Source organism: Parapedobacter tibetensis (assembly GCF_024704835.1).
Lineage (GTDB): Bacteria > Bacteroidota > Bacteroidia > Sphingobacteriales > Sphingobacteriaceae > Parapedobacter > Parapedobacter tibetensis.
Window position 1 is genome coordinate 1 of record NZ_JAMXBE010000076.1, and the last position, 441, is coordinate 441.

At 49.2% G+C, this 441-nt stretch carries 1 protein-coding gene; it reads left to right on the plus strand.

Features of this window, described 5'->3' with window-relative positions; translation table 11 throughout:
- Nucleotides 1-441, plus strand: a 441-nt coding sequence (locus NF543_RS25335; protein ID WP_257670997.1) for a hypothetical protein, incomplete at both ends; no start/stop codon positions are given.

Below are 441 nucleotides of genomic sequence, written 5' to 3' on the forward strand. Positions count from 1 at the left end.
ACGGAGACTATCATCAACGTACCTGCCGATGTGATCAACCAGTTCCAGGAGATCGTTAACAATGAGAATGTCTACAACACCTTAGAAGAGATCATCAAAGATGTAAGTGGTAATGTTTCCTACGATGGCAATACGTTCACCTATGTAGACGGGAACGGGGATACCCAGACCATCAACCTGGAAGAACTCGTACAGGCCAATGAAACGGTGACCACTTTGGCAGACAACGCCGACGGCACATTCTCGTACACCAACGAGGCCGGCGACGCGGTCACCTTTGACGCCAACACCACCACCATGGCGGACAATGGGGATGGCACGTATACTTTCACCAACGCCAATGGTGAAACAATAACCGTAGACGTCCCTTCCGCCGTCGTAGAGAATATCACCAATGAAGGCGATATTTTCAATGCTATCGAAAACCTGATCAAGAACGTC